General features: G+C 51.9%; 23 protein-coding genes and 1 pseudogene. 13 read left to right on the top strand and 11 right to left on the bottom strand.

The genetic code is table 11. The annotated features are described in order from the left end of the window. Positions 1–12 precede the first annotated feature (12 nt). Genes BSZ31_RS12325 through BSZ31_RS12305 form a run of 5 tightly spaced genes read right to left on the bottom strand, consistent with a single transcriptional unit; the run spans position 13 to position 4,314 of the window. Positions 13–231 carry a twin-arginine translocation signal domain-containing protein gene (locus BSZ31_RS12325; protein WP_008249079.1) on the bottom strand — a complete coding sequence of 73 codons (219 nt, stop codon included), beginning with the start codon at positions 229–231 and terminating at the stop codon, positions 13–15. Between the two features lie 14 nt (positions 232–245). Further along, positions 246–872 (bottom strand): molecular chaperone, encoded by a 627-nt coding sequence (locus BSZ31_RS12320; RefSeq protein WP_105029008.1) that lies wholly within the window; start codon positions 870–872, stop codon positions 246–248. Continuing rightward, positions 869–2,983, bottom strand: coding sequence for a 4Fe-4S binding protein (locus BSZ31_RS12315; RefSeq protein ID WP_105029007.1), 2,115 nt, complete (start codon positions 2,981–2,983; stop codon positions 869–871). Before BSZ31_RS12315 ends, BSZ31_RS12320 begins: the two co-directional genes overlap by 4 nt. Before the next feature lie 22 nt (positions 2,984–3,005). Next, on the bottom strand, positions 3,006–3,842 hold the full coding sequence (locus tag BSZ31_RS12310) for a DUF3306 domain-containing protein (RefSeq protein ID WP_105029006.1): 837 nt from the start codon (positions 3,840–3,842) through the stop codon (positions 3,006–3,008). 4 nt (positions 3,843–3,846) lie between these two features. Continuing rightward, positions 3,847–4,314 carry a DUF3305 domain-containing protein gene (locus BSZ31_RS12305; RefSeq protein WP_168426968.1) on the bottom strand — a complete coding sequence of 156 codons (468 nt, stop codon included), beginning with the start codon at positions 4,312–4,314 and terminating at the stop codon, positions 3,847–3,849. A 120-nt stretch (positions 4,315–4,434) separates the two neighbouring features. On the opposite strand from BSZ31_RS12305, the gene moaA reads away from it, so the two are divergent. The 9 genes and pseudogenes from moaA to BSZ31_RS12260 all read left to right on the top strand — a co-directional run bounded on the left by moaA (position 4,435) and on the right by BSZ31_RS12260 (position 15,237). Next, the gene (gene moaA, locus BSZ31_RS12300; protein WP_105029004.1) at positions 4,435–5,553 is read left to right on the top strand and encodes a GTP 3',8-cyclase MoaA; all 1,119 of its coding nucleotides are present in this window, start codon (positions 4,435–4,437) and stop codon (positions 5,551–5,553) included. 19 nt (positions 5,554–5,572) lie between these two features. Next, on the top strand, positions 5,573–6,442 hold the full coding sequence (locus tag BSZ31_RS12295) for a formate dehydrogenase accessory sulfurtransferase FdhD (protein WP_105029003.1): 870 nt from the start codon (positions 5,573–5,575) through the stop codon (positions 6,440–6,442). Beyond that, positions 6,439–7,044 (top strand): molybdenum cofactor guanylyltransferase MobA, encoded by a 606-nt coding sequence (mobA, locus tag BSZ31_RS12290; protein WP_105029002.1) that lies wholly within the window; start codon positions 6,439–6,441, stop codon positions 7,042–7,044. The genes BSZ31_RS12295 and mobA overlap by 4 nt, the downstream gene beginning before the upstream one ends. 3 nt (positions 7,045–7,047) lie before the next feature. After that, positions 7,048–8,292 carry a gephyrin-like molybdotransferase Glp gene (gene glp, locus BSZ31_RS12285; RefSeq protein ID WP_105029001.1) on the top strand — a complete coding sequence of 415 codons (1,245 nt, stop codon included), beginning with the start codon at positions 7,048–7,050 and terminating at the stop codon, positions 8,290–8,292. Positions 8,293–8,403: 111 nt separating this feature from the next. Next, positions 8,404–10,244: pseudogene (locus BSZ31_RS12280) on the top strand (ATP-binding cassette domain-containing protein); the annotation flags it as partial. Positions 10,245–10,280: 36 nt separating this feature from the next. After that, entirely contained in the window at positions 10,281–10,529 is a 249-nt protein-coding gene (locus tag BSZ31_RS17695) for a hypothetical protein (protein ID WP_168426967.1), read from the top strand. A gap of 2 nt (positions 10,530–10,531) precedes the next feature. Beyond that, the gene (locus BSZ31_RS12270) at positions 10,532–11,890 is read left to right on the top strand and encodes an HlyD family type I secretion periplasmic adaptor subunit (protein WP_105028998.1); all 1,359 of its coding nucleotides are present in this window, start codon (positions 10,532–10,534) and stop codon (positions 11,888–11,890) included. A gap of 141 nt (positions 11,891–12,031) precedes the next feature. After that, complete coding sequence (locus BSZ31_RS12265; RefSeq protein WP_105028997.1) at positions 12,032–13,171, top strand: Ig-like domain-containing protein; 1,140 nt, start codon at positions 12,032–12,034, stop codon at positions 13,169–13,171. 23 nt (positions 13,172–13,194) lie between these two features. Then, positions 13,195–15,237, top strand: coding sequence for a TolC family protein (locus tag BSZ31_RS12260; RefSeq protein WP_146106684.1), 2,043 nt, complete (start codon positions 13,195–13,197; stop codon positions 15,235–15,237). Between the two features lie 5 nt (positions 15,238–15,242). Here the strand turns inward: BSZ31_RS12260 and BSZ31_RS12255 are convergent, their stop codons facing one another. The 5 genes from BSZ31_RS12255 to BSZ31_RS12235 form a co-directional block, all read right to left on the bottom strand. Further along, positions 15,243–16,331, bottom strand: coding sequence for an asparaginase domain-containing protein (locus BSZ31_RS12255; protein ID WP_168426966.1), 1,089 nt, complete (start codon positions 16,329–16,331; stop codon positions 15,243–15,245). Continuing rightward, positions 16,303–17,721 (bottom strand): DNA recombination protein RmuC, encoded by a 1,419-nt coding sequence (locus tag BSZ31_RS12250; RefSeq protein WP_105028994.1) that lies wholly within the window; start codon positions 17,719–17,721, stop codon positions 16,303–16,305. The genes BSZ31_RS12255 and BSZ31_RS12250 overlap by 29 nt, the downstream gene beginning before the upstream one ends. Before the next feature lie 3 nt (positions 17,722–17,724). Continuing rightward, a complete protein-coding gene (locus BSZ31_RS12245; protein WP_105028993.1) occupies positions 17,725–18,216 on the bottom strand; it encodes a group II truncated hemoglobin in 492 nt (163 codons plus the stop codon). A 73-nt stretch (positions 18,217–18,289) separates the two neighbouring features. Beyond that, on the bottom strand, positions 18,290–19,795 hold the full coding sequence (locus BSZ31_RS12240) for an ABC transporter permease (RefSeq protein WP_105028992.1): 1,506 nt from the start codon (positions 19,793–19,795) through the stop codon (positions 18,290–18,292). Further along, positions 19,780–20,790: an ABC transporter permease gene (locus BSZ31_RS12235; protein WP_105028991.1), complete on the bottom strand. Its 1,011-nt coding sequence runs from the start codon at positions 20,788–20,790 to the stop codon at positions 19,780–19,782. The genes BSZ31_RS12240 and BSZ31_RS12235 overlap by 16 nt, the downstream gene beginning before the upstream one ends. 218 nt (positions 20,791–21,008) lie before the next feature. Here BSZ31_RS12235 and BSZ31_RS12230 point away from each other — a divergent pair, with 218 nt between their 5' ends. From BSZ31_RS12230 to BSZ31_RS12215, 4 genes are read left to right on the top strand one after another with little or no spacing between them, the layout of a single operon-like run. Further along, positions 21,009–23,045 (top strand): NADPH-dependent 2,4-dienoyl-CoA reductase, encoded by a 2,037-nt coding sequence (locus BSZ31_RS12230; RefSeq protein WP_105028990.1) that lies wholly within the window; start codon positions 21,009–21,011, stop codon positions 23,043–23,045. Positions 23,046–23,059: 14 nt separating this feature from the next. Then, complete coding sequence (locus BSZ31_RS12225; protein ID WP_105028989.1) at positions 23,060–23,554, top strand: DUF4442 domain-containing protein; 495 nt, start codon at positions 23,060–23,062, stop codon at positions 23,552–23,554. A 29-nt stretch (positions 23,555–23,583) separates the two neighbouring features. Then, positions 23,584–24,756 (top strand): iron-containing alcohol dehydrogenase, encoded by a 1,173-nt coding sequence (locus BSZ31_RS12220; protein ID WP_105029864.1) that lies wholly within the window; start codon positions 23,584–23,586, stop codon positions 24,754–24,756. Between the two features lie 19 nt (positions 24,757–24,775). Beyond that, positions 24,776–25,192: a thioesterase family protein gene (locus tag BSZ31_RS12215; protein WP_105028988.1), complete on the top strand. Its 417-nt coding sequence runs from the start codon at positions 24,776–24,778 to the stop codon at positions 25,190–25,192. A 22-nt stretch (positions 25,193–25,214) separates the two neighbouring features. Here BSZ31_RS12215 and mnmH read toward each other — a convergent pair whose 3' ends face one another. Further along, a complete protein-coding gene (gene mnmH, locus BSZ31_RS12210) occupies positions 25,215–26,249 on the bottom strand; it encodes a tRNA 2-selenouridine(34) synthase MnmH (RefSeq protein ID WP_105029863.1) in 1,035 nt (344 codons plus the stop codon). Between the last annotated feature and the right edge of the window lie 46 nt (positions 26,250–26,295).

Raw genomic sequence — 26,295 nt, 5'->3', positions numbered from 1 at the left:
GGTCTCCTTGATTTACACCAGCAAGGTTCTGTAATAGGTTTTCACATGCTCAGAGAGCTGATAACCCTTCGATTTTTTCTCGGTGCCTGCGGCAGCGGCTTGTTCGGCCACTTCAGGTTGTTTGCTAACCACCAGTGCAGCACCGGCAGCAGCGACACCCGCACCAGCGCCCACCAGGAATTGGCGTCTTGCTAGCTTGGGTTTGTCTTGATTTATCATTTTCTTGGTCATCTCATCACCTCCAATCAAACGGCACTTTCAAAATCGAAAGACTGTGTTTCAACATCAAAAAATACGCGGGCCAATCGACCCACTGTTTTGTAAAAATCGGTATTGCTGGCAGCCTCTATGTCGTCAGCCATGCGACCGTACCAACTCGCCATGTGAGCCTGGAAAAAGGCACGTTGTTCGGCGAACGATACGGGTGGGTCATCCGCCAAAATCAGATAGCGCATCACCTCACACAAAAATGCGATGTGATCTTCTGTCTCCACCAGACTTTCATCACGGGTCAATCCAAATTTGGCCAGGTCATCTCGCAAGGCAATCAAGGGCTTTTCATTCAAAAAGCCTGCCATGTAATACGAGCCATAGAGCATGACTTCCGGGCGACCAACGCCGATGAAATTATCCACAAACTCTTGATTGATCTTTTTACTGTCAAACTGTCCGACCACTCGGATCAGCTCTGAAAACTCGAAACCCAAAGGGGTTGTGATGTCGAGCAACTCGCGATCAATTTCGCGAAAACGCGCCAAGAACTCGTCTGTCACATTGCCTGAAAACAACTGGGACAACAGACCGTAAAAATCGGCACGGGCCCAGTCTTCGCCAGCGATCAGGTTGTCATCCTGTTGAACCTGGGTGCTCATTTCTTCACCTCAAAAATGGTCATTTCATCCTTGGCGCTATACATGTCGGTCACGCGGCAATCGGCACACATCTTCAAGCGATTCGCATTGCGCTCGAACATGCTGTGCTGGCTCAATTTGGCAAACATGTTGTCGATCATATGCTTGGTGCCAAAAGCTTTGCCACAGCTGATGCAGTGGAAAGGCTGCGATTCATTCAACACGCGCTTTTCACGTGCAGCGGGTCCGAGCAGCAATTGTGGAACAAGCTGCATGGCATTTTCGGGACACGTCTCGACACACAAACCACACTGCACGCAGTTGCGTTCAATGAAGCGCAGTTGTGGCATTTCAGGATTGTCGATTAGCGCCGAGGCGGGGCAAGCGCTTGTGCAACTCATGCACAGGGTGCACTTGTCTTTGTTCACCAACACCGCGCCGAACGGCGCAGCTGCTGGCAGGGCTATCGGTTCCGCAAAGCTCACTTTTGCTTTCAGTTGGGCATGTTCGACCAAGTGGTCGATTGCAAATTCCATGCGGGTACGCTTGTTCGAAGACAATTCAAAGCTGGCCGGAGAAACACCACTGGCTTGCAAATCGCTGGGAGCAAACAACAGGTCAGTTTGACCGATGTGCAACACGCGAACCCGGTGTTGCAGGCCAATGGCCTCAAGCAAGGCATTCACCCAACCCACCTGCGCGGCCAAGGGTTCACCGTAATGGCTGGCCTCGACAGCAGACTGCATGACGGTAACCCGATCGGCACCGAAAGCCAAGGCAGACAGCCAAAGATCTGGGCCCACACTGGCGCTGTGGTTCAATTCAATCGGCAACAAGCTGAAATCTGAAACTGCCGATTTGCCAGAGGCAGGCTTCGCAGCTTTCTTGGCCGACTCCAACCAATTGTGCTCAAGATCTGGGCCGTGCAGCAGCACCTCGGCTTTCTTGCCGCCATTGGCCCGGAATGCCTTCAATCCTGTTTTGATGGCGCGGCCCTGAACAGTAGCCGGGCTCAGCGCAAACTGAATAGCACCGGTCGGGCACACGGTGGTGCAAGCACCACAACCCAAACACAAGTGCGGATTAACTTCAATTTTCTCGCCTGCAGATTTGATTGCTTTGGTGCTACAGGCATCGATACAGTTGCTGCAACCCTCTTTATTTGAACGACTGTGCGCACAAATACTAGACTTGTAATCGAAGAATTTGGGTTTCTCAAATTCGCCAACTGTTTGCACCGCGTCGAGCATCGCCTCGAGCAACAACTGGTCGCTGTCGCCAACATGCCAGTAACCCAAAGGCGCTTGGCGATCTGCAAACAAGCCTGGCATGGTGCAGTCAATCACCATGTCGTACTGCCGTGCAGTTATGACATTCATGTCGGCAAATGAAATTGCCTTGAAATCACCACATGCCTTGATACACGCGCCTGACCGGTCACAGCTGTTCAAGTCAATGGTCAACGATTCTTTGGAAATGGACTGAGTCGGACAAGCATCTACGCAAGCACCACAACGCGTACACATTTCCATGTCTACAGGATTGGTCTTGCGGGTGTTTAAGGTGAATGCGCCAAGATAGCCTTCCGCAGCGTCGACACTCAAAGCCAGAACATTCAGATCTCGTTTAGCGGGCAGCACCACACCCGAGGGATCGGATACCAACAAATCCACGGTCAGATTGTTGGCAAGTGTCTGCGCGTGGTGCAATTGCTTGTCGTTGTTCGCCACGATGGCCACTCGGCCCTGCGACTTGAACACCACGGCTGGCACTGGCTCAACCTGAAAATCGGTTTCGTAAGCAGCCAATGCAGCGACAGTCGCAGCTGCCTCAGGAGAATTCTGGGCAGAAGGCTGACCCCGCAACAAGCCGCGCAAGTTGAAGAACTCGATTGATTGGGAGGTTGTGCTGTCAGCCAGCGATTCGAATACGGCCTGTTCCTGTGTGCAACCAACGAAACAGCGCGCACCGCTGGTTTTGTTTTTTGCGTCCAGCACAGCGGTGACTCCATCGCGGCAAGCCCGCTGAGCAGACACAAAACGAATACCGTCGACCTTGACGTTTTGCAACGCTTTGTCGATCGTCTCGCCACTGCCCTGACAACCACACACAAACACATCCGAGTTGGTCATTGTATTGATACTTCTATTTTGGTTATTTGGCAATTAATTGCAAAACTTGTGCCAGAGCAGCGTAAGAAATTTTCTTATTTAGAATCAGCCATCTAGAAACAAGGTCTTGTATACAAGAAATGGGGGTGGTGCATTTTGTCTGTATCGGGTTGGACACACCACAGACAAAATGTACCATGTATTGGTTATTTTTCCTCAGGTGATTCAAACGAACGTTTTTTAATTCATCATTAAAATCAACACCTTGAAGACTATCAGGGATAACCCTAGTTTCGTTGGGGTTATCTGCTTCGACAGCAGATACTTGTGCAGGCATCTCAGTTTTGTCTAGTGCATCTGATGCAGAATCTTCTTCGCTAGCCAAGGCGGACTCAAGTTTTTCCAGTCCAGCATTGATGTCACCTTTTTTCGGTATCTCCAAGTCCGGCCTGCTCAGCAACTGCTTGGACAAGGTCATCTTTCCTATGTCCTCCTGACTCAAAGGAGTGAACTTGCTGTAATCATCAATGTAAATGTCCAAACCATCCATTACATTGAATTCCGGGCGCGAGAAAAGCGCTTTGAAAGCCTTGTTTTTCAACTCTGTCGACACTTTGTCGACCATGAAAGCCTTGATATCACCGCCCTGCTCTACGGCATGAAGATCTTCTTCCGTCGGCAAAGGCAACTCGGGCTGGGTCGCCGCCGTCTGCTCCAGTGGCTTTGTTGAGCTCAATTCACCCGCCGCGGCACTTTGTCCGGAATCAACACCAGATAGTGGTGCTTCGGTCTTCAATACCGTCACTTCTTCGGCCAGTTGCTCCTGGGCTCGAACCTCAAGCTTCCGCTTGGACCAACGACTTAAAAAATTTTCGCTCATCGAATTAACTGCGCTCTTCAGGTTTTATGAATGACTGCGGACGCCTGCGCTGTTTGGGCTCAGGCTGGTATTTCGCCTGAACCAGTTCCGCCAGCCAACTGGCCACTGGCGCGGGCAATGGCAAGGTTTGAACCTCTTCGTTGGAGTCCATCCAGCGCGCAGCTTCGTCGTAACTGAAAGTGGCATCATAAATCGAAGGCATCAGCGTTCTATTGTCTTCCGGGTACCGCACCCCGAAAAAAACAAACGGAGTGTCTGTGTCCAGGTTCAGGAAATAACCTTGCAACTGGTCTTGATACACCTCGACATTGATTGTTTGAACCCGTTCATCCGTTCCTTGCATCATGGGGACATCCGCTGGCCCCATCTCGATGACTTGCCAGCGAAATGGCTGCCAAGGTGAGGCTTGCGACACCCTGCCAATTTTCACATTGAAAGCCAGTTCACCCAGCACCAAAAATTTTGAGCTCAAAAAACACCTCTGCGAGTTGCCGGTGCCCGTCAGTACGGGCACAATTCATGGTTATCAGATTAGAAGATACACCACAAGTATCACAATAGGAGTTTGCCCCATGGGGCGAGGGATTGAACGATGACAGACCGAGTTATTCAACTGGTCCAGGACAATTCGCGCGTAATTCCCCTGAATTTCAGCGCGCCGCAAAACAGTGAAGTACCCGCAAAAGATCATTTCAATCGCAGGCTTCACGACTTGCGTATTTCTGTCACGGATCGCTGCAACTTTCGTTGCGTGTACTGCATGCCCAAGTCGATTTTCGACAAAAACTACCAGTTCTTGCCGCACAAAGACTTGCTCAGCTTTGAAGAAATCGAACAGGTTGCCCGTGAATTCGTAGCACTTGGGGTTGAAAAAATTCGCCTTACGGGCGGAGAGCCCCTGCTCAGGAAAAACATCGAGATTCTCATTGAACAATTGGCACGCCTGCGCACACCGGGCGGAAAACCAGTCGAAATTACACTCACTACAAATGGCACACTGCTTCGCAAAAAATCGAAAATTCTGAAAGAGGCAGGTTTAAATCGCGTCACAGTAAGTTTGGATGCAATCGACGACGCCGTTTTCAAAGCCATGAACGATGTAGATTTTTCGGTCAACGAAGTACTTGACGGCATCGAAGCGGCACACGAGGCAGGCCTTGGGCCAATCAAAGTGAACATGGTTGTCAAAGGTGGCATGAATGACGACCAGGTGCTACCCATGGCCAGACATTTTAAAGGCACACCCCATATCCTTCGGTTTATTGAGTATATGGACGTTGGCAGCAGCAATGGCTGGAAAATGGACGAAGTAGTGCCATCGGCGCGCATCATCAACATGATTTCCCAACAGGTGTCGCAATTGCAAATGCTGGATGCCAACTACACCGGTGAAGTGGCCGAACGCTGGAAATACAGCGATGGCACAGGTGAAATCGGTGTAATTTCATCGGTAACACAAGCATTCTGCAAAGACTGCACCCGCATCCGTTTGTCCACTGAAGGCAAGCTTTATACCTGTCTGTTTGCAAGCAAGGGGCACGACTTAAAGCCCTTGATTCGTTCGAACACCCAGCCCGAATCGATTAAACAGCAACTGAGTCACGCAATCAGAAATTTGTGGTCAGTTCGGGCCGACCGATACAGCGAAATTCGGACTGAAAACACCACACAGCCCAAAGACAGAATTGAAATGTCGTATATCGGCGGCTGAGGAATCAGTGATACAAGTTATGACAGCACACATACATACTACTCACGCAAGCATACCGAGTACCGTTGAAATTACGGCTATCAATGAACGTGGCGAGCAAATACCCGTTCAAATTTCTGGTGAACACCCTCTCACACTCTACTTCGACAAAAAAGAATTACTCACCATCATGACCTTGGGTGCTCAACCTGAGGCCTTAGCGCTGGGTTGGTTGCGCAACCAACGGCTGGTGTCCGACCCTGCGGAAATCGCAGCAATTCACGTGGACTGGGAAACAGAGAGCGTTGCTGTCACCTCAACAGTATTAAAAAATACAGGTCAAACCATTTGGGAAACCACCGAAAAAGCGCAGAAGTTAGAGAAGAAGACAACCACATCGGGTTGCGGACAAGGAACCGTGTTTGGCGACTTGATGGAAGACCTTGACAAGGTGCAGCTCAGCAACGCCTACAGCCTCTCACAAGACGTTTTGTATGGCGTGATGGACCATGTTCGCAAACACGAATCAATTTACAAACAGGCTGGCGCCGTGCACGGTTGCGCGCTATGTTCCAACAGTGGTGAAAACCGCGGCGAAATTCTGCTTTTTGTCGAAGACGTGGGGCGACACAACGCAGTCGATGCGATTGCAGGTCAAATGTGGCTGCATGGAATGACTGGCGAGGACAAAATTTTTTACACCACCGGCAGATTAACCTCCGAGATGGTAATCAAGTGCGCACAAATGGGTATTCCCGTACTTGTCTCTCGCTCGGGCCTCACACAAATGGGCTATGAAATAGCTCAAAAATTAAATATAACCATGCTGGGCCGCTGCCAAGGCAAACACTATTTGCTTTACACGGGCACACATCGATTCAACACCTTAACTGATACACAATTGGCATGAGCATTTCACTGGATGACATCACTGGCGTAATTCTCGCCGGTGGCATGGGTCGCCGCATGGGCGGCGTTGACAAAGGATTACGCAATTACAAAAACGCACCACTGGCACTTCATGCCATGATGCGACTGAATGGGCAGGTCGGCAGCATGACCATGAACGCCAACAGAAACATTGGTGTCTACGAAGGATTCGGCATACCTGTAATTTGCGACCAGCAACCCGATTTTGCAGGCCCTCTGGCAGGAATGCAGACAGCCCTTAGTTACGCCACAGTGCCTTTCTTGGTGACCGTGCCCTGCGATGTACCGATGTTTCCATTGAATCTTGTGGCGAAACTGAGCGCACCTTTCGAGAAGAACGTGGGTCTGATGTTGACTGTCGCTTCGACCAAGGGTCGCCATCATCCCGTGTTCTGCATGATGCGCACTGAACTGTTGCCCAGCATGGAAGAATTCCTGCGCAAAGGTGGCCGAAAAATCGATGCCTGGTATGAAAATATCCCGCATGAAGCGGTCGAGTTTGACGATGAGTCAGCTTTCCACAACGTCAATACCCTTGATGAACTTAAAGAACTTGAACAGAAATCCTCCACAGTGAATTAACGAATGCAATCTGATTTCAAAACCGTTGACGATGCAAAGCAGCACATTCTTGCGATGCTCAAACCTGTGTTGGGCACGCGCACAGTCGCCATTCGTGACGCGCTGGACCAAATACTTGCAGTCGATATCCTTTCGCCAATCAACGTACCGGCTCACGACAATTCTGCGATGGACGGTTATGCTTTCAACAGCGCTGATATTCAGTCAGCTGGTATCACATCGCTGACCTTGGTGGGTACGGCCTACGCTGGCAAAGCCTACACCGGCACATGCAATAATGGTGAATGCGTGCGCATCATGACAGGCGCAGTCATGCCAGCAACTTGCGACACCGTGCTGGTGCAGGAAAATGCCACAGTAAATAACGACACCATCAGCTTCCCGCCGGGTGCAGTAAAAGCGGGGGACAACCGACGGCTTGCCGGTGAAGACCTGACTGTGGGCAAACCCGCCCTGCCCGCTGGCAAGGTACTGCGGCCTGCAGATTTGGGTTTGCTCGCGTCCTTGGGCATTGCCGAGATTGCAGTACGAAGAAAGCTTCGGGTTGCATTTTTTTCGACTGGCGATGAACTTCGATCTCTGGGTCAGCCTCTGGATGAAGGTTGCGTTTACGACAGCAATCGCTACACCCTGTACGGCATGCTGACTCGCTTGCGATTTGTCGAATTACTCGACATGGGTGTGGTTCACGATTCTCCTGAAGCGCTCGAACAAGCCATGTTGCAAGGCATGGAACAAGCAGATGTAATCATTACTTCTGGCGGTGTTTCAGTGGGTGAAGCGGACTTCACCAAAGACGTCATGGAAAAACTGGGCAGTGTGAATTTCTGGAAGATTGCAATGCGACCCGGTCGCCCGATGGCTTTTGGCCAGGTGCATAACAAAGCCACTGGCGACTCAGCCTATCTGTTCGGTTTACCCGGCAATCCGGTAGCAGTCATGGTCACTTTCTACGCATTTGTGCGTGATGCCTTATTCAAGTTGGCCAGCGCCAACGCCCTGCCAGTGCCCATGGTCTCAGCCCGACTTGCGCAGAATGTTCGAAAACGCCCAGGCCGCACCGAGTACCAACGCGCGCGGCTTGTCCTGAAAGATGGCGTGGTGACAGCTCACCTCACAGGCGCCCAAGGTTCGGGTATTTTGCGCAGCATGTCGGAGTCCGATGGCTTGCTGGTGCTTGAACATGAACAAGGTGACTTGAAGGCTGGGGACACTGTGCTTGCCTTGCCATTTGAAGGGCTGATATAGCAGGGCGCATCATTTGGGCTACACCCCCATTAGAAGGAGTGAACCAAGTGAGTGATTTTCAGGGTCCGGTTCAAACGCTACCATGGGCGCTCTTGAATTTTGGCCCTCCTCATGCTGCAAGATCCGCGCCCCATCAAGCCACTTCAACACGCCTTGAGCGAAGTGCTGGAACAACTCGCAATTGAGTTTTTGCCCAGCCAGTGGCGATTGCAGGAATCGCTAACCGATCCTGGACCTCAACAGGAACTGCGCCATTTGCAGTCTTACCTCGATGCCTGCAACATTCCTTACCAGGTATTTCACAACATAAAACCACAAGAACTGAAACACCTTCCATCCAGCACGCTGGCGATGGCGGACAACGGAAGTACCGGCTCCCTTGGCGAACTGGCACGCTGTTCAACTGAACCACTCGTCCTGAGATGGGCGGTTCAACTGGATGCATCAAAACCCGGCTCAAGGAAAAATCAAAACAGCGACAACCCCGTCAGTCTATTGGCTTTCTGGCAAAAACTTCGCGACAGTGTCTGGCTACGCAATGCGCTTCGCTTTGAAGAAGGAAGCTTCAAGCCGGTTATCTATGCATCGCTACTGATCAATGTACTTGCTCTGGCGGGCCCTCTTTTTTCCTTGCAAGTGTACGACCGGATCATTCCGAATCAGGCCTATGCGTCCATGGTCGCTCTGCTATTTGGTGTGGCCCTGTGCCTGGGTTTTGAGCATGTATTAAAACATGCCCGACACAGCCTGATGGAAATTGCAGCCACGTCGATTGACACACGTTGCACCAGCCAACTGTCCGAAGCATTGCTCAACGTACCAATTCACAAAACCGAGCCCACGGTGCTTTTGCAACACCTTCGGTCATTCGAACACCTACGTGAACTGGTAACTGGCGTGTTCTTGCTGGCTTTGATCGATCTGCCATTTCTACTCTTGTTTCTGGTGGTGATCACTCTGATTCACCCCTACTTTCTGTTGGTGGCCGTCGCTGTAATTGGTCTGACGCTATTGGTCGTAGCAAGCTCACATTACCGCTTGTCGCGTCTTGGACAAACTCAAATGAAACAGGCTCGTGAAACTCAAAGCCAATGGCTTGATTCATTGGCGAGCCTGGACAGCATACAAGCGCACGGCGTGCAGCATGCACATGGAAAACTACTGAACCAGCTGCAATTGAAATCGCGCATGGGCGGTAACGCCGTGCGAGAGCAAATGTTTCAGATCAATCAGAAAATTCACTTGCTGCAACAGAGTAGCTGGGTATTCACAATTACATTGGGTGTCTACCTGATTATTGAAAAACAAATGACGGTGGGCGGACTGATTGCCGTGTCGATGCTCACCATGCGCTGCTTCGCCCCAATTCAGAAACTTCAAAGTCACCTTGTGCAAACCCATTCCGCACAAGCCAGCTTCGAGGAACTGGATCAGTTTCTGGGGCAAGATAAGAAAAACCCTCAAGCCCGATCTGCCCTGGACAAGATTGAGCACATCGAATTGAAGTCTGCGGGAGTACTGAAGCCAAACCATGTTTGGGAGTCCGATCAGGAATCAAATTTCATTGTGCGAAATATCAATATCGATTTGCCTGTGGGCACTCGACTTGCAATTATCGGCCCGACAGGATCGGGCAAAACATCAATATTGAAACTACTCGCCCAACAACTGAAATGCGACCATGGTCATGTTGCGGTCAATCACCTTTCGATTGACCACTACCACCCTTCAGAATTCAGTTCCAAGGTCGGCTACGCCACACAACCGCCCGTATTGATCAAAGGCAGCTTGCTCGACAACATACGTTTCATGCGCCCGCACATCGACACAGCTGCCTGCTGGAAGGTGCTCAATCAACTTGGCATGAAGCCTGGGTGGAGCAGCATCCGGATGGACTGCACATGCCAATTGAAAGCCAGGGCAACAATCTTTCTTCAGGTCAAAAACAGGCGGTTTCATTGTGCCGAGCCTTGGCAGGAGAACCCCGCTTGATATTGCTGGACGAACCCACCGTTTGCCTTGACCAGTTTATGGAAAACAGACTGATTCATGCGCTTCAGCAACTCAACCACAACACCGTACTGGTTTTTACGACCCACAAACTTGGCCTGTTGGCCTGTGCCCAACGCTTGGTATTGATGCACAACGGACAGGTGCATGCACAAGGCGCGAAACCTGAGGTGTTGCATGCCGCAAACGCGATCGCAAGGCTGCGTGAAAAAACGGCAGGAGAATAAACATGAATTATCGAAGTGCCTTGAATACTTTCAAAACATGGCTTTTTGAGCGAGGCGATCAGCAGCCAATGCCCGCCGAAGCGCCGCTGGATCAAAGTCGTTTGTGGGCAGAGCAACAAAAGTTGACCGAGCGCCTGGTGCGTGGATGTGCCTTCACACTGCTCGCCTTGCTCGCGTGGTCAGCAATTGCCACGGTACCGCAGGCAGCGCATGGCGAAGCGCGCGTCGTACCCTCGCAGCGCCTGCAAGTGATACAAGCCGTGGATGGCGGCGTCATCAACGAAGTCTACGTGCGTGAAGGTCAACTGGTGAAAGCAGGTGACAAACTGGTCCAAATCGACATCACTCGATTTTCCTCCAGCCTTCGGGAAAAGGAAGCAATTGATGCGTCATTCCAGTTTCGGGAAGCAAGGCTATTGGCACAGTTGAACAATACTGCTTTGAATATTCCGGAGGTGCTCGTCAAACAATATCCTGACCTGTATTTACAAGAATCAAAACTTCTACAAAGCAAATTACAGGAATGGGCTGCACAAACTCAAATCTATGAGCAACAGCTCGACCAACGCCAACGTGAATTGGATGAAGCACAGGGCAACGCCACAGCGGCCAAACGCAACCTGGAAATTTCTGAACAGGAACTGGGCAGCATGCGCCCCTTATTGAAAAGTGGTGCAGTTTCGCCTGTTGAGGTATTGCGCCTTGAACGCGATGTGGCGAAAGCAAAAGGAGACTTTCAGGGCGCGAGCGCGCAAACAAATCGACTTTACTCAGCCATTCGCGAGGCACGCCAGAAGATAGAAGAAATTCGGCTGAAACAAATCAATGAAGCACGCACCGAATTGTCAGAAGTGAAAGCCAGGCTGGCCAGCCTGGAGCAAAACCAGATCGAATTAAGCGACCGTGTGAATCAAGCCACGTTGAGAACGCCTGTCGACGGCCTGGTACAACGGGTGCTGTACAACACTTTGGGTGCGGTGGTGCCTGCAGGCAAAGAAGTAATCGAAATCGTGCCGGTTGACGAACAACTGGTATTTGAAACCCGCATCAATCCCAAAGACATCGCATTCATTCGCCCTGCACAGCGGGCCAATGTGCGCGTGACCGCCTACGACTATTCCATGTACGGTGCGCTTGAAGGCACAGTTGAAAGCATTTCTGCCGACAGCTTGGTCGACGAATTCGGACGCCCTTATTTCAGCGTAAAGGTCACGGTACCGCGTCTTGAAGTGGATGAGAAAGTTCGACTCATGCCCGGCATGGTGGCCAATGTCAGCATTGAAACAGAGGAACGAACGGTGCTTTCATACCTCACAAAACCGGTGTTGCGCGGCTCTATAGCAACCTTCACTGAACGCTGAACACCAGGGCAAACCAAGCAAATAACTACATAGAGTTAACTCTCGCATCCGCTGACCGAATCACCTGTTTGGCAGACAGCTGATTTGGAACCAAACTCCCGGCTCGATCACTTATCAATGAAATCGAACCAGAGGAAACATATGAGCGAGAAGCCAGTTGTCAATGCCCAGGAATGTGATCCAAGTACGCTAGGATTGGCCAGGAAGCCACGACCAGCCCTGAAGCGCAAGCCGCAAACCGAAGTAGTGGTACAGCTCGGCCCGTTCACCGACGGACAAATTACAGCGCCAGAAATGGTCAGGCCACTTGAAGGCCCCACTGAGTGGCTGATCAAACCGAAAACCGGTGAAATTCTTCCATTCGATGCAGGAACCCCGCCTGAAAAAGATGTCATCCGCAAGTACATCACCGTGGGTGCTCAAGACGACGATGTACCCGAGGATTTGCCCAAAATCAGCGAAGGTTATGTCGTTGAACGCGTGAATCAGGACCCCTTGCCAAGCATGGATGAAAAAGTTGGCGAGAATGGCAAAGACACCGTTCGCGTGGTCGAGAAAGAAGGTCCTGCTGCGGTCGAATACAAAGACCCACCTCCAACCACTGTCACAGAAAACGAAACACCCCCACCGGACGTACCACCCCCTGTGGATGAAGGCGAAGACTGCGAGTGTCCACCTCCACCCCAGTCCCCCCCCGTTGATGAGCAGGAAGTATGCGATAAGCCCGTGGACGCGGTGGACGACTGCGCGACCACAAGCAAAAATTACCCCGTGGTGATTGACGTACTCGACAACGACAAACTGGGTTGTGGTGACATCGAAATCACTGAAGCCCATGCAGAAAACGGCACTGTTGAAATTAAAGATGGAAATCTTCACTACACGCCCAACGAGGGTTTTCGCGGTGAAGATGTCATCACTTATTCCATCGGCAACGACGGTTACCTGACCGACACTGCACATGTGTACATGACCGTTGAGTCAGACAATAAATATGATCATGACTCTGGCGACAGGTGCGATGACATCTTGAACCAGAATCCCTACGACGAGCGCCCCCTTGATGATGAAAAAGTCACCATGAAGGATTACGAGTACTCATCAAGTCCCTACAAACCCGACGATTCAATTTTTGATCGGGCCGACGACATTGTTCAAGACAAGCTGAACGAGGTTCAAGAGTTCATTCAAAGCAAAACCGGCTGGAGCTCAAGCTTTGGCTCGAGTGGCTTTGACAGTTCGGCCTCCGCCCCAGTTGAAGAACCTGCGGCGGCGAGTTGAAACACACATTGATTCGAGCAAACATGAACACAACCACCATGCCACACACCACGCTAAAAGTCCTGCCACATGCGGTCATCCTCGCCTTGTCCGCCCTCGGCGTAACCGCTGCGTGGGCACAAGAAACCCAAACCATTCCAGAAGTGCAATCGGTCGCACCCGTTGAGCAGTCGGTGCCAATCGCGAATGCTGCCCCCAATCCGCTGCAACAAAGCGTGATGAAGGGCTTGCAAAACAGCCCCTCACTGGACGCTGATGTACATGCCCTTGAAGCACAGATGGAACAAGCCAACGTGGTATTCGGCGCCATGTTGCCAACAGTCGACGCACGCGGTTCCGCTGGCCGGGGACGAACTCGAATTGAAGATGCTGACACACGCACCTACAACGCAAATTCCTATGGCATCGAGGCCCGTCAAAATTTATACAACGGCTTTGCGTCACAAGCCCGTTACCTGGCGGCTCATTCCGGTGCAATGCAAAGTTATTTCCGATATCTGAACAAGACCAACCAGGTTGCATTTGAATCGGCCAGTTCACATCTGGACGTATCGCGCTTTCAGGCACTCACCAAACTTGCTGAGAACAACCTGAAATACCATCAGGACCTGATGAATAGAATCGAGGAAAAAGTGAAAAGCGGCGTAACGCGACAGTCAGATCTGGAGCAGGCCCGCAGCCGCTACACCCTTGCTTTGGGCAATCTGGCCACGGAAAAAGCAAACACATTTTCAGCCATGGCGAATTATCAAAGAATCACTGACACAGTGTGGCCGGTGAATCAGGCTGGTGAATATGTAATCAGCGCCAACTTTGAAGTAGAGAATCGTGAGCGACTTGTTTTCGCCTTGAATAATCATCCATTGTTGATGGCTTCCAACGCGGCCATCAATGAGGCCAAACAGGACATTACGGCAGCCAGCGAAGGGTTTCACCCACGTTTGGACCTGCGTGCAAAAACCGATGTATATAGCAACTACTTGTCCACATTTGACGAAAGGCAAATTTCTTCAATCGACTTGTTGGCCACCATTAATCTGTACCGCGGTGGATCTGACAGCGCTGCACGCAACTCCGCCATCAAGCGGCGCTTGCGCAGCATGGACGACAAACTCGTTGTTTGCCGTGCAATCCGCCAATCTTCACAAACCGCTTTGTTTGATGTTGTCAGTTCACAAAAGAAACTGAACTACTTCCGTGAGCAAGCCGCCGCCATTACCAAAGCGCGCGCCGCCTACGAACAACAATTTGCTGTAGGCCGTCGCAGTCTGCTTGATTTGCTTAGCGCGGAAAACGAATACTTTCAGGCGCAACGTGCATTGATCAACATTGAAGCCGATTTAAGTATTTCCAAACTGAAACTGCTTGCCGCCACTGGACAATTGATCACGCTGTTTGCCGTTGACGAATTGGTGAACGCAGATGAACCCACCAAGCGCAATGTACTGTTCTACAAGGAACAATCCCAAGGCGGTGCAGAAGCTGAAGGATGCCCAACCAGCCTGATCAATCTGGAAGACTTTGATTTGCCCAACATTGGCTTTGATGAAGCGTTGAAGTCGGTGGATGCATCCACCACTCTCGCGCCAATTCAACTTGCTCAACTGGACGATGGTCTAAGTGGTCAACAAACAGCTTCATTGGGAGATCCAGCCGAGGTATCGAAAAACCTGATTAGCAAAACCAACGCGTGGGCCAAAGCGTGGGAAAACAAAGACGTCAACAGTTACATCGCATTTTATGCGCCCAGTTTCAAGCCGGAAGACGGCAGCTATGAAGCCTGGGTCAGCAATCGTCGCGAGCGCATTTCAAAGGCACAGGAAATCGACATTGAAATTTCTGACATGCAGGTGATTCCAAGCTTCGACAATCCGGATGAGTATGAAATCAGTTTCGTACAAGATTACAAAGCAAAGAACTATCAAGAGCGGTCAAGAAAAGTATTGACCTGGAAAGACAACAAAGGCGTGTGGCAAATCATTCGGGAACAGAACATGCCGATGAGCGCTGTGACTGGACCTGGCAGGAAAAACATGAACCTTGCCGAGGCTGGTACAACAGAGTAATTACTTTAAACCGCAAGGCTGTGGGCCAACACCCGCAGCCTTTCATACACAACAGATTTGGCCAGGCTCAAACTGCCTGCTTCTGAAAAAACACCAGTTTTTCCATTTTGTGCAGCATCTTCCCGAAATTCGTCGAGCGCGTCGAATTCACCACCCTGCTCTACGCCACCTTCAGCCACTCGACTTGCGCGCACCACACTAACCCCATTCAATAACAAGCGGCGCAGCACGGGCACACAGACATCAGGAATGTTGCCATGCCCGGGCGCAGCAACAACGACTGACGCTGGCTTGCGGTTCAGCAAATCAGCGAGCTGGCGCAAAGGCCCATTGCCCGGACTACAGAAAACAACTGGCACTTCCATGGCCTCAAACAAGGGGTGCTGGCTTGCCCGCTTGTCAAACAGCTTTGCGAACTGACCTTGCAGGCCCAAGTCTTCAGGTGGACTCAGGGCTTCCCAGTTGGTTTGCCAGTCGGCATTGGCGAGCACCGAATACGGCCCATCAAAAGCATCCAGACCTGCGGTGCTTTGCTTGACAACGCATTGTGCAGGAGTGAACAGGCCCTGCATCAGCAAACCAAATGGTGGAGACTTTCGACCATCGAACTGTTCTATTGATTCAAGCGAATCAATCAAAAAATCGAGCGCACCCGTAATATTGGTTGGCCCGTCTGCGGCATCATGGTCTGAAGGCAGCATTGCGCCAGTAAACAGCAATGGCTTGAGCAGACATTCTGCTGGCAGGGTCAGATAGAGGAAGTACAACATGTCTTCCATGGTGTCTGTGCCATGCGTCACGACAATGCCATCGATTTCAGACGACTGAAGCAAACGGATCAACGCTGCACGCAGCTGAAGCATGTGCCCAAGTTCAAGATTCTGACTGCCGATGCTGTATGGTTGCTCGAAATGCCATTGGGCCCGGCGCAACAAGCCCGGAATACCCATAACCAGGCTTTCACCGCTGCGTTGGGCAGACTCATAGGCCCAGGTATCGCTGCTCGTAGTCAGGATACCGGCGATTGTTCCGCCCGTGGCCACGAATGCCACGCGAGGCAATAGGTCAGGTATTTGCGGGTGTGTCGTCATCATCGAGTGGGTCCACCTTGCCATCGTTTAAACCAAGCAACTCAATCGCATCTTTTTCGGGCAGTTCATCGACCCCTTTCAGTTTTCGCTGCATCACGCGTGAACGTGTTTCTGCCTGTTCAATATTCTTGGCGGCGCGTTCAAGTGTGTCGCGTGTTTTCGCAAGGATGTCGCCAAACTTGCCGAACTCGGTTTTAACAGCGCTGAGCACAGTCCAAACTTCACTGGAACGTTTTTCAAGGGCCAGTGTTTTAAATCCCAACTGCAAAGCGTTCAGCAAGGTGGTCAAGGTAATTGGACCGGCCACTGTAACCCTGTGAAGGCGCTGCAGGTCGTCGACCAAACCGGGGCGCTTAACCACCTCGGCATACAGGCCCTCGGTGGGTAAAAACAAGATGCCGAAATCGGTGGTGTAAGGCGGGGCAAGGTACTTCTCGGCAATGGTTTTTGCTTCTGCACGAATGGCCATTTCAAGGGCTTTGGAAGCGACCGCTACGCCGTCTGCATCCGCACGATCAAAGCATTCCTGAAGACGTTCATACTGCTCTTTGGGAAATTTGGAGTCGATTGGCAACCACACTGGTTGGTCGTCTTCCTTTCCGGGCAAGCGCACTGCAAATTCAACAATGTTGTGGCTACCAGGCACTGGTTTGATGTTGCGGCCAAATTGCGAGGGGGTCAGCATTTGCTCAAGCAGGGCCTGCAGCTGCACCTCACCCCAGGTACCACGGCTTTTCACGTTGGTCAGCACGCGTTTCAAGTCACCCACACCAGTCGCCAGCGTTTGCATTTCGCCCAAGCCTTTGTAGACCTGCTCAAGGCGTTCACTCACTTGCTTGAACGATTCGCCGAGCCGGGTTTCGAGTGTGGCGTGCAATTTTTCATCCACGGTTTTGCGCATTAACTCCAGCTTGCTGGCGTTGTCTTCCTGCATGTCTTTGAGCTTCTGCTCAACAGACAAGCGAATTTGCGTGAGCTGGTCTTGAATCAGGGTGTTGGTGCGATGAAGCGTTTCAGAAAACTGGTTCAACTTTTCGGATTGCAGTTGATTTCCTTGCGTGAACTGGCCGACGATGACTTGCTGCAAACCGTGTGCAGCCTGCTGGCTTTCAGTTCGAGCCTGGGCAAAAGTTTGCTGCAACAGTTCAGCCTGCTTGCTTTGGCGTAATTCAATATCCTGATTGACCAAGCGCAGTTGTTTGCTGAGCTCATCCGACACAAAACGTTGCTGTGCCTGCGCGTCCATCAGCTCATCCAAGTTGCTGAGTACTTGCAGCTGGAACTGAGCCAATTCTGCAGAATTGTCAGCCGACATTTTTCGATACATCACAAACAAGCCAGCGAGTACCAACACCAGCAAACCCAACACGGCATAAATCAAAAACGCCTCCATGCCCTATTCGCCCTTGATTGAAATGGTATTCAAACCCTTGGCGCTGCCTTCAGGATCTGGTTTGTTGCGCATCCAGTCTGCGGTTCGGAAGAATGACAGCATCAGCCCCTCGATGACTTTCTCAGGCAGTTGCATAGCACGCAAGGCGTTCACCATGCACAGCAGCCATTGATCGCGGTCTTCGCTCGAAATCGGAAATGGCATGTGGCGCATGCGTAAACGCGGGTGACCAAACTGCGGTGAATACAAATCAGGACCACCCAGCCAGCCTGACAGGAACAGGTAAAACTTTTCGCGGGAATGATCCAAGTGAACAGGGTGCAGTTTGCGAATACGTTCGAAACCGGGGATTTGATCCATTTCGTCGTAGAACAGATCAACCAGCTTGCGCACGCCAATTTGCTGCTCTTGCGGCGTGTTGCCGAAATAAACAATTGGCGGTTTGGGTTGTGCGTCGCCGCTTGTGCTGGCACTGGTTGAATCGTTGTTGCTCATGAAATTGCCGGTCTGAATGTGGATTGGGTGATGAAAACATCAACTACCCACATTGTACCGGCATGCAACTGGTTTAAGCGGTGGCTTGCCTTAAGGTTTGCATTACAGGTGCGCGGCAAACCTTGTTCACTGACCATGCACCAAACAGCACCGACACCACTGCACCCGCAACCACACCAGCCACAATGTGCATGGGCGACAGGAAGTACTCAAACTCGAACACAAAATGCGCCACGCCCCAACCCAAGCCTTGCGCAGCAATAGCTGCCACCAAACCTGCCAGCGCACCCAGCACGGAAAGTTCAAGCCAAGCGGCCCGTTGCAGCTGAGCAGTGGATGCCCCCATGGCCCGGTAAATTGCAGCCTCACGGGTACGTACACGGGCACCTGTCATTACGCAGGCCACCACCACCAAACCACCCGCAGCCACAGTGAACAAAAATACAAACTGAACAGCCTGGCCCACCTGCCCTAAAATTCTACGGAGTTGGGTGATCACCAGTTCTGTGTCCAGCACAGTGAGGTTGGGGTAATCGCGCACCAGCTCACGCGACACGGGAATGGCCTTGTCATCTTGCAAGCTGACCGAGGTAATCCAGGTTTGCGGAAAACTTTGCAGCACCTCGGTTGGAAACACCATGAAGAAATTCACCTCCATGGAATCCCAGCGCAGCTCGCGAATGCTGGTAATTTCGGCTGTTAAGGGCGTACCCGCGATGTCAAAAGTAAGCTTGTCGCCCAGGCCTATGCCCAAACGTTCAGCCACACCATCTTCCACGGACACTTCGGCTTGGACGGGCGTTTCATCAAACCAGCTTCCCACAGCGATGGTGTTGTGCGTGGGCAAGGTATCCGCAAAACTCAAATTCAGTTCGCGTTCTACGGTGTTGCGGGCACGCTCATCAGTGAACGTATCCGCGGTGATCACTTCGCCATTGATGGCACTTAAACGCCCGCGCACCATGGGGTACAAATTGACCGAACCAAGGCTGGCGGTATTCAATGTTTGTTGAACACCTTCAACCTGATCGGGTTGAATGTTGAACACAAAGCGATTGGGGGCGTCTTCCGGTACGGCTTCTTGCCAACGGTCAATCAAATCGCCCTGCACCACAGCCAGCATTAACAGTGCGGCCAGCCCCAGGGCAAGGCTTACGCCCTGCAACACCAGGGTGCTTGCACGTTTGGACATGCTTTGAAAAACCGCGATATTGGTGCCTGCGCTTTTTTTGCCTTTGCCCAAATAGGCGAGAGCCTTGAGCAGCCCCCAGAACAACAACGCAAACACCAGCGAGGTGCCCATAAAACCAGCAAACAACAACAGGGCCAACACCACATTGTTAACGATCAACAAGCACACCGCGATGGCGGTAAACACGCCAAACAGCACTGACAGCACCAGTTGCCCCCGGCTACTTTTCAGTGTTTGGTGCCGAATTACAGCAACTGCAGGCGCACGCAAAGCGTACCAAGTGGGCACTGCCGCAAAACCCAGCAGCAGTAACGCAGAGAGCAAAATACCCATGGGCAGGTAATGCAAACCGGCCAGCGGCAGGTCTACTCCTACCAGTTCAGCCAAAAACGCCAGGAGCCCCCAATGCGCGGCCCACCCCAGGCCACACCCAACACGCCAGCGCCCAGAGTTAACATGCCCATGCCAACAGCCCACATGCGCAGCAAACGTTTGGGGGTGTAACCCAGGCTTTTCAAAACGGCCAATTCGCTTGCCTGTTCTTTGGCAAACAAGTGCGCCACCAGCGCAATGCCCACACAGGCCACCATGGTGCCGATCAAAGCAGCCATGGCCAGGAAATCATTGGCGCGCTCAAGCGTACCGCTGACTTCAGGACGTCCATTCTCCAGGGTTTCAATTTCTTCAACGGGCGACAACACTGGGGTCAATTCGGAAATCAGCTGATTGATCACCGGCTGAGCGCCAGTGAAGTAAATCCGCCATGTGGCGCGAGAACCCAGGCCCAACAACCGCGATTCTTCGAGGTCAGCAGTATTCATCATGACCCGGGGGGCGAAGTTCACAAAGCCACCGCCACGGTCGGGTTCTACCAAAATAACCCGGGTCACAGGGCGAGTAATTTCGCCCACTTGAATTGAATCACCCAACTGAACATCCAGCGAACCCAGCACGCCTTGGTCTACCCACAATTCGCCCTGAGGCGGGCCACTGGACACTTTTTCATCTTGACCCTGTGCGTTTCGAACCGTGAGTTGCCCGCGAAGGGGATACATGTTGTTCACAGCCTTCAACGAAACCAGCAAGTCGACCCGCTCCGAGGGCACAACGCTTGGAAATACAACGCTTTCAGCCTGCTTGAGTGTTGCGTATTCCGGTTTGTCAAGAATGGAAAGCCATGGTGCATTGGCGGTGTTCCGCTTGGACTCGATAACCAAATCACCGCCCAACATTTGACTGGCATCGCGCACCAAGGCTGCCTCGATTCGGGCTGAGAACACGCCCACAGATGAAATGGCCGCCACGGCCAACACCAAAGCCACGAACAAAATGCGGAACGATGCACGGCGTGACTGCCGTGCCCAGTACTGAAAAGACTGCATGAGGGAAGCGCTTGCTGGGTAAAACACCAGTTTAGGACAAAGCGTGGGGGTACAGGTTCCCCTGTTTATTGCGGCGCAGTAATTTCTTCACGAATAAAACACGCAAAAAATTGACCGATCGTGCTATTTTGAACGTTGACTCCAACAATAAAAATTACTTTTAAGTAACATAAGTAAATACATTACAAAAAACTACCGATTTTTAAGGAGACGGTAACGTGTCTGACGCATTTCCCCATTTGAATTCTCCGCTTGATCTCGGCTTCACCACCCTGCGCAACCGCATCATGATGGGTTCGATGCACACTGGCCTTGAGGACAAGTACAAGGAGTTTGACAAGTTTGCCGCCTACTTTGAGGCGCGCGCCAAGGGCGGTACTGCCTTGATCGTGACCGGTGGTTTTTCTCCCAACCTGGAAGGCTGGCTGTACCCTTTCGCATCCAAGCTCAGCAGCAGTGGTGCAATCAAGCATCACAAAAAAGTGACCGAAGCCGTGCACAAACATGATGGCAAAATCGTAATGCAGTTGCTGCACGCTGGCCGTTACGCCTACCATCCGCTGAGCGTTTCTGCATCCAACGTAAAATCGTCGATCAACCCGTTCAAACCGCGTGAAATTGGCGACTTCGGCATTCGCCGCACCATTGCCGCATTTGCACGTTCAGCAAAAATTGCCCAGGAAGCAGGTTACGACGGTGTTGAAGTGATGGGATCAGAGGGCTACTTCCTCAACCAGTTCATTTGCAAACGCACAAACCACCGCACCGATCGCTGGGGTGGCTCGGTTGAAAACCGTGCCCGTTTGTCGGTTGAAATTGTTCGTCGAATTCGCGAAACCGTGGGTGAAAAATTCATCATCATTTACCGCCATTCCCTGCTGGATTTGGTCGAGGGTGGTAACACCTGGGATGAAGTCAGCTACATCGCCAAAGAGATCGAAAAGGCTGGTGCCACGATGATCAACACTGGCATTGGTTGGCACGAAGCCCGTGTGCCCACGATTGTCACTTCCGTGCCCCGCGCGGCTTTCGCTGAACTGACTGCCCGCCTGCGCAAAGAGCTCAAGATTCCGGTGATTGCGTCCAACCGGATCAATAAACCTGAGGTGGCCGAGCAATTGTTGGCCGAGGGTTCATGCGACATGGTATCGATGGCCCGGCCACTACTTGCTGACCCTGATTTTGCGATCAAGGCCAAAGAAGGCCGCGCCGACGAAATCAACGTGTGCATTGCCTGTAACCAGGCCTGCCTTGACCACACCTTCAGCCTGAAGCGGGCTTCATGCCTGGTGAATCCACGCGCTTGCCACGAAACCGAAATTGTGGACAAACCGCTGGAACGAAAGAAGAAAATTGCGGTGGTGGGTGCGGGCCCTGCGGGCCTGGCTGCTGCCACTGAATTGGCTCGCCGTGGGCACAGCGTCACCTTGTTCGACAAAGCGGGTGAAATTGGCGGTCAGTTCAACATGGCCAAACAAATTCCAGGCAAAGAAGAATTCCATGAAACCATTAGCTACTTCAGACGCCAGCTGGAGTTGAAGAAGGTGGATGTTCGTCTGAACACCGCTGTGGATGCTGAGCTAATCTCCAAAGAGCGTTTCGATGAAGTGATACTGGCCACCGGCATCAAGCCCCGCACACCAGGTATCGAAGGCATTGATCACCCCAAGGTGTTGAGCTACATCGATGTGCTGTTACACAAAAAAGAAGTAGGCAAGAAAGTGGCTGTGATTGGCGCTGGCGGTATTGGCTTTGATGTGTCGGAATACTTGACGCACGACTTTTCCCACCCTTCTCCAACCCTGGATTTGGAAAGCTGGAAAAAGGAATGGGGTATTACCTTTGACCCCAAAAACGCAGGTGGCATTGATGGGGTACACGCCGAGCCACCCAAACCCGCACGTGAGGTGTGGCTGTGCCAGCGCAAGGACGAACCCTTGGGTAAGCGCCTGGGTAAAACATCGGGCTGGGTGCACAAGGCCAGCTTGAAAAGCCGGCGCGTTCACTTCATGCAAGGTGTGGAGTACTTGAAGATCGACGACCGTGGATTGCACATCATGAGCGCGCATGGCCCAGAAATTTTGAATGTCGACAACATTATCGTGTGTGCAGGCCAGGATCCCTTGCGTGAACTTGTAGAACCGATTGAAGCATTGGGCATACCAGTGCATTTGGTGGGTGGTTCATCGGTGGCTGCAGAACTGGATGCCAAACGCGCAATTAATCAAGCCACCCGACTGGCTGTAACCCTCTAAAGGCAAAAGAAAAAATGAGTCAAAAATCGATGCTGCAAAAAGTGTATGCGCAAGTGGACAAGCTGCCCACGCCTTTGAAAACCCGTGCATTTACCCTGCTGTTTGGCCGCGCAGTGAAATACTTCAAAACCAGTGGTCTGAAATTTGAATGGATTGAACCTAACCACTCCATCGTGGTGATCAAAAACCGCCCTTATGTACAAAACCACATTGGTACTGTGCACGCGGTAGCCATGATCATGATTGCCGAATCAGCCACGGGGGCACTGGTGGGTTTGAATGTGCCGGCCAACGCAATACCCGTGATCAAGCGCATGGAAGTGGATTACCGCAAACGTGCAGTGGGCGATATGAAAGCCGAAGCCATGCTGACACAAGAGCAAATCGCGATGATGCAAACCGAGGAACGCGGTGAAGTTGATGTAGCGGTGACGATTACCGATGGCGAAAGCAAAGAACCCATCTTCGTTCGCGCCATTTGGGCATGGACCCCGAAGCGCAAAGGCTAAAATATACAGAACAGCAAGGAGACACCCGCATGGCACCATTTGAATTCAGAACTGTGAACCGCATTGTGTGCGAATCCGGAAGCTCGCTTCGAATGGCTGACATGTTGGCTCCCTTGCTGGCTCAGCATGGCCTAAAAAGCGCAAGGGTATTCATGCTGGTTGACCCCTTCATCGCGGGCACCGCAGCCTTCAAAACCATTGTTGAAAACCTGGCCACAGCAGGCCATGCAGTTCACAGTTGCAACGATGTAGAACCCGACCCTCCCGAGGCTTTGGTGCACAGAGTCACTTTGCTCGCCATGGAATTCAAGGCCGATGTAGTGGTGGCCATCGGTGGCGGCTCCACGCTTGATGTGGCCAAGCTGATTGCCGTGTTGGCGCGCGGAAAACAAGAACTGAACACCATGTATGGTGTAGGCAATGTGACCAGCGACAGGTTGCCTTTGGTGTTGGTGCCCACCACGGCTGGCACAGGCAGTGAGGTGACTCCGATTTCAATTGTCACCACGGGTGTGGACACCAAAATGGGCGTGGTGTCGCCTGTGTTGTATGGCGACCTGGCCATTCTGGACGCTGACTGGACACTTAGTCTGCCCCAGCATGTCACCGCGGCCACCGGCATTGATGCCATGGTGCATGCGATAGAGGCTTACACCAGCAAACGCCTGAAAAACCCCTACGCTGATTTTCTCGCCTGCGAGGCGCTAAGGCTGTTGGCTGCCAACTTGCATACCGTGTGCAAAGAACCAGGCAACCGCGAGGCGCGCCAGGCGATGATGTTGGGCTCTTGCATGGCTGGCCAGGCTTTTGCCAATGCGCCAGTGGGTGCGGTACATGCATTGGCTTATCCAATTGGCGGCATTTTTCATGTGCCGCATGGTTTGAGCAATTCATTGGTGTTGCCGCATGTGTTGCGCTTTAACTTGCCCGCAGCCGAGCAGCAGTACGCAGAGCTGGCCCAGGTATTGAAGCTGGGTCACCACGGCGACAACACCGAGCAACTGGCCCAGGCCTTTATTGATTACACCGCCACATTGTCGCCTTCTACAGGTTTGCCGGTTGGCTTGCGCGAAGTGGGTATTGGCGAGAAAGATTTACCCCTGATGGCCAGCGCAGCCATGCTGCAGACCCGCCTGTTGAGCAACAACCCACGTGATGTGAACGAGGCCCAAGCCTTGGCTATTTATCAGGCGGCCTACTAAGAACATTCGATTGATAACCATGACCACTTTGGCCCAATACCCACTGCATCAGCTTGTTCAAACCCGTTGGCACGACAACGACATTTACGGCCACGTGAACAATGTGGTGTATTACAGCTACTTCGACAGTGTGGTGAACCGTTATCTGATTGAAGAAGGCGGACTGGACATTCACAACGGCGAAGTGGTGGGTTTTGTGGTGGAAAGCCAGTGCAAGTACCTGAAACCACTGGCCTACCCTGAGCCGGTTACGGCCGGCCTGCGGGTGGGTAAACTGGGCAACAGCTCAGTGCGCTATGAATTGGGTTTGTTCAACGCCAAGGGCGAATTGTGCGCTGAGGGTTACTTTGTGCACGTGTTTGTGAACAAGACGAACAACACCCCCACCCCAATACCTGAGAGCATTCGCAGCAAATTGGCTGTGTTGCTCGCTTGACGATTGAGTACAACTGGTCAGGTCAAGTCTTTCTGTCGTATTGAACGCCAATTTTTTTCGCCACTGCCAGCAAACCTGCTGGGGACAAATCCTGCAGTTCTATCAAAGGTGATTCGTCAATATTGGGGTACTCACGCAAAATTGAGCGGCGATAGGCAGGGTCGTAATGATTACGCATCAGCCGCTCAAACAGTTCGGGCATTTTACGCTCGGCAGCCAGTTGCTCCCATTCTTCAAATTCCTTACCGCCCACCAGGCTGCGAATAAAACGCAGACGCTCGAGCAGGCCTCCCGGATCTTCTTCAAAGTGCTTGTAATCCTGTCTCCATAGCTCGACACGTTGCTGCATGTCGGCATGCACGCGAATGGTTTTTCCTTTGCGCATGGCGTCAAGCATGGATGCAGGGATCTGCACATTGCCGATCTTTTTGCTTTCGGCTTCAACCCAGACTGGGCGTGTGGGATCACATTTCGCGAGTTCTTCCAACAGCAAAGTGTCGAAATACTTTTGCGAGGGTTGAGGAGTACCAGGCACTGCCCCAATGATTGAACCTCTGTGACGGGCGATTGCCTCCAGATCCACCACTTGGCAACCTGCTTCCCGCAAGGCATACAGCAGCCGGGTTTTGCCGCAGCCGGTTGGGCCGCTCAGCACATGATAATCAAACTTCTTGGGCACAATTTCGAGCTGTTCATTCACCCAGCGCCGGTAAGCTTTCCAGCCACCGTTTAATTTGCGAACATCGTAGCCAATCGTTTCAAGCGCATCAAACCACAGTTTGCTGCGTTTTCCACCCCGGAAACAGTACACCAGTACCTTTGCATCTTTGGGGTATTTGGGCAAATCATCGCTAAGGTGCCGCGCAATATTGGCCAACGAATAACGCACACCGATGCTGTAGGCTGCCATTTTATCGGTGCGGTGAAGGGTGCCAACCTCGGCGTATTCGTCATTGTTGACCACCGGCATGTTGATCGCGCCCGGAATGTGATCCTCCTCAAACTCCCGGGGCGAGCGTGCATCAATAATCAGGTCGTAAGAGGAAAAGTCATGCATGAAAAAGCCAACTTCAAAACAAATGTTCAGCCCGGCAGAATAACGC

Origin of the sequence: Limnobacter sp. SAORIC-690, assembly GCF_002954425.1 — a bacterium.
GTDB lineage: Bacteria > Pseudomonadota > Gammaproteobacteria > Burkholderiales > Burkholderiaceae_B > Limnobacter > Limnobacter profundi.
Note: the sequence above shows the minus strand (reverse complement) of the source record. Positions and strands in the feature narration are given on the sequence as shown.